The organism is Adlercreutzia sp., assembly GCF_056795635.1.
In genome coordinates this window covers 1-6,560 of sequence record NZ_JBQIIT010000045.1, presented here as the reverse complement: position 1 = coordinate 6,560, position 6,560 = coordinate 1, and the positions used below count along the sequence as shown (strand labels likewise).

Below are 6,560 nucleotides of genomic sequence, written 5' to 3'. Positions count from 1 at the left end.
GCGGCGTCGGTCACCTGCAGCGCGCCCTCGGATGTCAGAGACACCTCGACCCAGCGGCCCTCGGTCATCAACGCGAGCAAGCGACTCGCCTGGGCGTACACTTCGGGCTGTTGGGTGGCCTCCCAGGTTGCCAAAGCCGCCTCGAGCATGCGCTTCGCCAGCAGGAGCCGCCCGAAGTCGGTCTTCGCCTCGTCGAGCCGGGTGCACACTTGCTGCACCTCTATTTTGCAGCGATCGAACTCAGTCGAGCGGGCGGCCTGAGAAAGCACGGCCTCCAATTCGCCAGCACGACGGTTCATCTCCTCGAACGCTTCGAGCAGCCCCGCCCGCTGGCGAAGCCGACGATCGTACTCGCCATCCACATCAACCTGCGATGCGTCCGGGGGCAACCCCGCCTGCTCAAGGGCTACGACGCGCTCGGCGGCAATCTCGCCGAGGCGATCGGACACCTGGGCCGCGCGCGCAATCGCAGCTTGCTGACGCTGACGGCACAGGGCCATAGCCGAGCGCGCATCGCGGGCCTCGTCGAGCAGCACTCGTGCCTGGCGAAGCGAGCCTTCCGCCCGCGAGAGGCCCTCATCGGCCAGCTCATGGGCAACGCGTGTCGCGAACTGGGACTCCTCGGCTTGGCAGGCCTCCATTTTCTTCGCATCTTGAACCATGACCCATTGGGCGTCCTCAAACCGCTGTTTGCGGGCGGAGCCGGCCTTGTCGGGCCGAAACAGCAGCGCAAAACCCGCCACAACCATGATGAAGGCGAACACCGACAGCAGAAACCCGATGGCCATATAGCTCAACGACGCCGTAGCACGACCCTCGATGAACAGGGGGACGCCCAGCAGAAACAGCACTGCGGGCACTACCACGCAAAAGGCCACCTGGATGCGATGCTCGGCCTGTTGGTTGCGGCGATCCTCCTCCTCGTTCACCGTCTCGAGAAGCGCCTCGTACACCGCCGCCGATGACGTGTAGTTGGTGCGCGCCACATCGGTTGCATGGGCGAGCCGCTGCTGCTGGGCCGCCAGCACGTCCAGCCGATCGCGCAAAGAGCGATCCTCGTTTCCCGTCATTCGCACAAGACGCTCGTCAAGACCGCGCTCGTGCTCCTCCAGGGCCGCGGTGGCTTCGTCGCGCGATACGTTCAACCGCTCGATTTCCGCCGTGAGTTTCGTGCGCTCGGCATCAAGAGAGCAGACGGCCGCTTTGGCGGCGGCCAGCGATTCGACAAGCCGCCGGCTTTCCTCAACCCGCTCCGCCATGGCCTCCCGCTCTTCAGTCAGCCCATGCAGCTCCCGATCGTGCGCGCGCCAGCGGTCGGCCTGATCGGAGGCAATCTGCTGCTGCTCGCGCAGAGCGTTGCGCCGTTCAATCAGATGCGGAATCGAGCACTCCCCTTCTGGGGCGGTGAAGGATTCCAGCTGGGTGTTCAAGCGTGCCAGGGCCGCGGCCGGAGACGAGGCGGTTCCCGTGCTCGCAGTCAGCAGCTTCGCAGTCGTATCGGTGCTGTTCCGCAGGCTCCTCAATTCGTCGCTGTCGAGGGAGAACATAGTGTGGAAGGTGTCTTTGTCGATATCCTCCATCAGCTCAACCGCGCCGGTGACGGGCGCATCTTCTCCCTCGCGGGCCAATGTCCGGCCGTCGGAGAACAACAGCGCGCCCGAGCGGTCGCCATATTCCGGTCGGTAATCGTTGCGTGCAAGAGATCCTTTGCCCCACCCGAAGAGGACGCCCCCCACCAGCGAGGCAAGCGTCGTCTTCCCCGACTCGTTTGCACCGAGCACCACGTTGAGCTGCGATCCGAAGGGGCCGACTGTGTAATTATGAAAGGCCCCGAAGTGGCCGAGGCGCAGATATTCCAGGAAAACACGGGGGCCGCTCATCGCTCGTCGCCTCCCTGAGCGAGCAGCTCAAGCACAAGCGAGGATGCCTCTCCTGTCAAGCGGCGGGCTTTCTTTTCAGAAAGACTCGCGGTCAGGGGAATTCCCCGCGCGAGAAATTCTTCCTGTAGAAAATCAATCTGACCCGCCACGTCAGAGGCGAACGTCTCGGTCGTCCGAAGGAATACCGCCGGAAACATACCCTCGGCGCGAAGGGCCTCTTCATCGCGCGGGCTCTGCGTGCGGTCGATGAGCTCGTCGCAGTAAAACTCGCTGTAGGAGTCGTTAAGAGACGCCCTCACATCCTCCAGAACCCCCGGCCGCGACAGCACCTCTGAAAGAGGGGTCTCTCCAACTAGAGTGATGTGCGTGACCATCATCTCGCAGGACACGGTGCCATTGACGGCGAAGAGCTCGCGCATCACCTTTTTCACGAGCGATGGGATGTTGGGGCAGTCGGAAACATCTACCTCAGGCTGCTCCCATACGATGGAGGCGGTCGGAACGAACGTAAGCCGAGGGCTCTCGTCAGACCAAAGCTCCACAACGTACACGCCACGCGAACCTGTTTCGCGAATATCGCGGCCCTGCACGCAACCGGAGAACACGACCCGCGGATCGTCCTCACTGTCCTGATACCGTCGGTGGATATGCCCGAGAGCCCAGTAATCGAAGCCGGCAGCGACCAGGGCAGCCGGGTCGGTGGGAGCCTTCGCCGGATCTAGATTGAGCCCCGTGTGGAGCACCCCCACGGCAAAAGGGGCCTCCTCAGCCCGCGAACCCAGGGCGGACAGGGCCGCCTGGCGCGTTAACCCCGCTGCAATGTTCTCGCGGGAAGACCACACCTTGTTCGGATAGCCGCGGCCCGCAACGATGGCGACAGGCTTTCCCTCGCGCTCAAAAAGCGCGAAATCGGGTCGATCAGCGGCTAACATCGTCGCCGAAGGGGGCAAGGCGAAGAAATCCTTTTGCCAAACACTCTGAGGATCGTGGTTCCCCGTGCAAAGATACGTGCAGATGCCCTCAGCATCCAGGCGTTGCAAACCGGCGAAGAAACGCACATAGTCGCCATAGGATGCGCGCACCGAGTCGAAGATATCCCCAGCCACGATAACGAAATCGACGCGTCGGGATATCGCCGTCTCGACGACACGCTCCCAGGCGGCGGGTATCGCATCGATGAGCCGCCGCTCCCATTCATCCGACAGCCCCCGTAGCCCGCGGATAGGCGCACCGATATGCAAATCAGCGGCGTGGATGAATGTCAGCTTCTCGTCCACCGGCTAGAAAGACCCGACCCGCGAGTCATCGATGAAGTCCATGAACTTCGTGAATTCAGGATTGAAAGCCAAGTCGATATCGCGAGTGGCACCGTTGCGGTGTTTGGCCACGATGAGCTTCGCCATGCCCAGATCGGGACGACTCTCGCTTTCCGCCTCGATCTCGTTCATCGAACGGTCGATGAACATGACGATGTCGGCGTCCTGCTCGATGGAGCCGGAGTCACGCAGGTCCGAGAGCATAGGTCGCTTGTCCTTGCCGCGCTGCTCCACCGCGCGAGAGAGCTGCGAGAGCGCAATAACCGGCATGTTCATCTCCTTCGCGAGGATCTTCAATCCACGGGAGATCTCGCCCACCTGGTCGTTTGTGCTCTTGTTCTTCGTACCCGGACTCGGTTGCATGAGCTGGAGATAGTCCACGACGATCAGGCCCTTCTGCCCCTCCTTGATGCCGTGGAGCTCGCGGCGGGCCTTCGCCCGGGCCTCCAAGATCGTCAGGCCCGGCGCGTCATCGATATAGAAATCAAGCTGCGAGAGCTTTCCCGAATGCTCGGCCAACGCACCCCAGTCTCCCTCGGCGATGAGTCCGCTGCGCAGCTTCGAGAGCGATACGCGGGCCTCAGAACACAGGATACGCTGCACCAGCTGCTCGGCGCCCATCTCCAACGAGAAGAAGGTAACCGCAACCCCAGCTTTTGCAGCGTTGGTGGCCAGGTTCAATGCGAAGGAGGTCTTTCCCACACCGGGACGAGCCGCCAAGATGACCAGGTCGCCGCCGCGGAAACCATGGATCAGATCATCGACGTCCTTGAAGCCCGTCGGCACGCCAACCATGTGATTCTTCTGATTGGCGAGGATGGTGATTTGCTCGTAGGCCTCATTCACAAGCTCGTCCATTTTGCGGAAGGTGGAGCTCACGCGCTTCTCGGTCACGTTGAGCAACATCTTCTCCGCTTCCTCGACCACCTCGTTCACATCGTCGGGAGCGTCGTAGGCCAGGGCGTTAATCTGCGCCGAGGCATAGACCAACTCGCGGAGGATAGCTTGGCGCTTGACGATATCGACATGGCGCTCCCAGCTTGTCAGCGAGAACGTGTTATCAGCCAGTTCGGCAAGATACGCACGACCCCCCACGGCGTCCAACTGACCTTGAGCCTTCAGCGTATCGGCAAGGGAGATGGGATCGACGGGAATGCGACGGTTCACCAGCCCTTGGATTGCCTCGAAGATAATACGATGCGCCGGGCGGAAGAAGTTCTCCGGCTTGATGCGCATGACCGCTTCCTCAGTCACCTCGTGGTTCAGCAGGCACGCCGCCAGCACCGACTGCTCTGCCTCGATGTTCTGGGGAAGCTGCGCCTGAGGAGCGAGAGGTGCGGGCTCAGGGCGAGATTGGTCGGGGGAGGGAAATGGCATGGGGTGGTTCCTTCTCTTGATGTTTCGTACATTGTAACGTTACTCAGCACGCCCGCGAGGGGTGAAGTGTTTCACGAGAAACAAAATCGGATGGTGCGGCATCCCTCCCCGCATCTTCCCTTTCCCTTCCTTTCATAAAAAATGGCCCTCGCAAGCGAGGGCCATTGAAAGGTCTCGGGGCGAGATCTATTCCTCGATCTCAGTCACCTCGGCCTCGACCGTACCGTCCGCAGCGATCTGGCCATCGACCTCGACGGTCTCGTCAGCGGGGGTCTCGGCAACCTCGAGGGCCTCGTCGAAGGCCTCGACGGCCTCAGCAGACTCCTCGTCCATACCGTCGCCGCCCACGATCACGGTCACATTGCCCTTGATGTCGCGGTAGAGGCCCACGGGAACCTCGTAGGTGCCCACCATCTTGATCGGCTTGCCCAGCTCGACGCGGCGCTTATCGATCTCGATATCGAGCTGCTCGGCGATAGCGTCGGCCACCATGGGGGCGGTGACAGAACCGAAGAGCACGCCCTCCTCGCCCACCTGGGCAATAACGCGCACGGTGGCGTCGTTGAGCTTGGCCGCCATGGCGTTGGCATCGGCAATGCGGGTCTCTTCGCGCTTGGCGATGTTCTTCTTGCGCTCCTCCAGCTGCTTCAGGTTGCCAGGGGTGGCCTTCACGGCATAACCCTGGGTGAGCAGGAAGTTATTGGCGAATCCACGGGTGACATCGATGACGTCGCCCTCGCCGCCCTTGCCATGGAGCTCCTTCAGGAGAATTACCTTCATAGTTTCCTCCTTCGCCTAGCGATTGCGGCGATCGCCACGACCGCTCACGGCGGGCACAGCATAGGGCATGAGAGCCATAACGCGGGCGCGCTTGACGGCCTCCGCGATGTCGCGCTGGTGCTGGGTGCAGGCACCAGTCACGCGACGGGGCTTGATCTTGCCACGATCGGTAACATACTTGCGCAGCATTTGAGTGTCTTTGTAGTCGACATACTCCACGTCGTCCTTGCAGAATTGGCAATACTTACGACGAGGCTGCTTAGCGTAATCGGCCATGTTAACCTCTTTCGTTTCGCTTAAAACGGAATGTCATCATCGTACACAGAAGAAGAGGCATCAATCACCGGGGCCGCGGGAGCAGCAGCTGCGGGCGCACTGTAAGCCGGAGCCGGGGTGCTGTAGCCCTGATTCCCATAGGTGTCGCCGCCGTAGGACGAACCCCCGCCGTTGCTGTTGCGGCTCGACATGAATTCAATCTCATCAACGATGACCTCCAGCTTGCTTCGCTTCTGGCCATCGCGCTCCCACTGGCTCCACCGCAGTTTGCCCTCAATGGACACCTTCGTGCCCTTGGACAAGTACTGGGACAAGCTGTTGGCTCGGGCACCGAACATAGTGCAGTCCACAAAGTTCGGATAATCCTCCCACTCGCCGGTGGTCGGATTCTTGCGGCGGTCGTTCACCGCCACGCCGAAGCTCAGCACAGCCATGCCGGACTGAGTGTTGCGCAGCTCGGGGTCGCGGGTCAGATTGCCGCTGATGATCACACGGTTGATGCTCATTTCTACCTCTTCTCACAGGGGGCCTCTCCTTGAGAGCCCATTTCCAAACTAGTCGCGATCGGTGCGGGCGACGACCATATGACGCACCACGGCATCATTGATGCGCAGCACGCGGTCGAGCTCGGCGATGCTCTGCGGATCAGCATGGAAATCGATGAGAGTGTAGTCGCCATCAGACAGACCGTTGATCTCATAAGCGAGTTTGCGCTTGCCCCAGTTGTCGACATTGTCCACAACACCGTTGGCCTCGGCCAGCGTGGTCTCGATGCGCTTCATCACACCAGCGCGCGTCTCGTCATCGATCGTGGGGGCAACAATAAACAGCAGTTCATAAGCCTTCATCAGCTCACCTCCTTTGGACTCTACGGCTCCGGGCTGGTGAAGGCAACACCGGAGCAGGAATAGCCTGAATAGTGTATCAGAGC

The 6,560-nt window shown here is 61.2% G+C and carries 7 protein-coding genes; all 7 read right to left on the bottom strand.

What is annotated here, in order from left to right; genetic code table 11:
- The coding region (locus ACTOXK_RS11815; RefSeq protein WP_482279976.1) for an AAA family ATPase at positions 1 to 1,880 on the bottom strand (1,880 nt) is incomplete at its 3' end.
- Positions 1,877 to 3,157 carry a metallophosphoesterase family protein gene (locus ACTOXK_RS11810; RefSeq protein ID WP_217951551.1) on the bottom strand — a complete coding sequence of 427 codons (1,281 nt, stop codon included), beginning with the start codon at positions 3,155 to 3,157 and terminating at the stop codon, positions 1,877 to 1,879. The genes ACTOXK_RS11810 and ACTOXK_RS11815, both read right to left, overlap by 4 nt.
- Before the next feature lie 3 nt (positions 3,158 to 3,160).
- Positions 3,161 to 4,573 (bottom strand): replicative DNA helicase, encoded by a 1,413-nt coding sequence (gene dnaB, locus ACTOXK_RS11805; protein ID WP_136435394.1) that lies wholly within the window; start codon positions 4,571 to 4,573, stop codon positions 3,161 to 3,163.
- 186 nt (positions 4,574 to 4,759) lie between these two features.
- The gene (rplI, locus tag ACTOXK_RS11800; RefSeq protein ID WP_016310129.1) at positions 4,760 to 5,353 is read right to left on the bottom strand and encodes a 50S ribosomal protein L9; all 594 of its coding nucleotides are present in this window, start codon (positions 5,351 to 5,353) and stop codon (positions 4,760 to 4,762) included.
- Between the two features lie 15 nt (positions 5,354 to 5,368).
- Positions 5,369 to 5,629 (bottom strand): 30S ribosomal protein S18, encoded by a 261-nt coding sequence (gene rpsR, locus ACTOXK_RS11795; protein ID WP_016310128.1) that lies wholly within the window; start codon positions 5,627 to 5,629, stop codon positions 5,369 to 5,371.
- Between the two features lie 20 nt (positions 5,630 to 5,649).
- The gene (locus ACTOXK_RS11790) at positions 5,650 to 6,135 is read right to left on the bottom strand and encodes a single-stranded DNA-binding protein (protein WP_016310127.1); all 486 of its coding nucleotides are present in this window, start codon (positions 6,133 to 6,135) and stop codon (positions 5,650 to 5,652) included.
- A gap of 48 nt (positions 6,136 to 6,183) precedes the next feature.
- Positions 6,184 to 6,477, bottom strand: coding sequence for a 30S ribosomal protein S6 (gene rpsF, locus ACTOXK_RS11785; protein WP_016310126.1), 294 nt, complete (start codon positions 6,475 to 6,477; stop codon positions 6,184 to 6,186).
- Positions 6,478 to 6,560 lie beyond the last annotated feature (83 nt).

What these genes read in the sequence shown, in the direction of transcription:
- dnaB (WP_136435394.1), bottom strand. Translation starts at nt 4,573, where the DNA reads ATGCCATTTCCCTCCCCCGACCAATCTCGCCCTGAGCCCGCACCTCTC.
- rplI (WP_016310129.1), bottom strand. Translation starts at nt 5,353, where the DNA reads ATGAAGGTAATTCTCCTGAAGGAGCTCCATGGCAAGGGCGGCGAGGGC.
- rpsR (WP_016310128.1), bottom strand. Translation starts at nt 5,629, where the DNA reads ATGGCCGATTACGCTAAGCAGCCTCGTCGTAAGTATTGCCAATTCTGC.
- ACTOXK_RS11790 (WP_016310127.1), bottom strand. Translation starts at nt 6,135, where the DNA reads ATGAGCATCAACCGTGTGATCATCAGCGGCAATCTGACCCGCGACCCC.
- rpsF (WP_016310126.1), bottom strand. Translation starts at nt 6,477, where the DNA reads ATGAAGGCTTATGAACTGCTGTTTATTGTTGCCCCCACGATCGATGAC.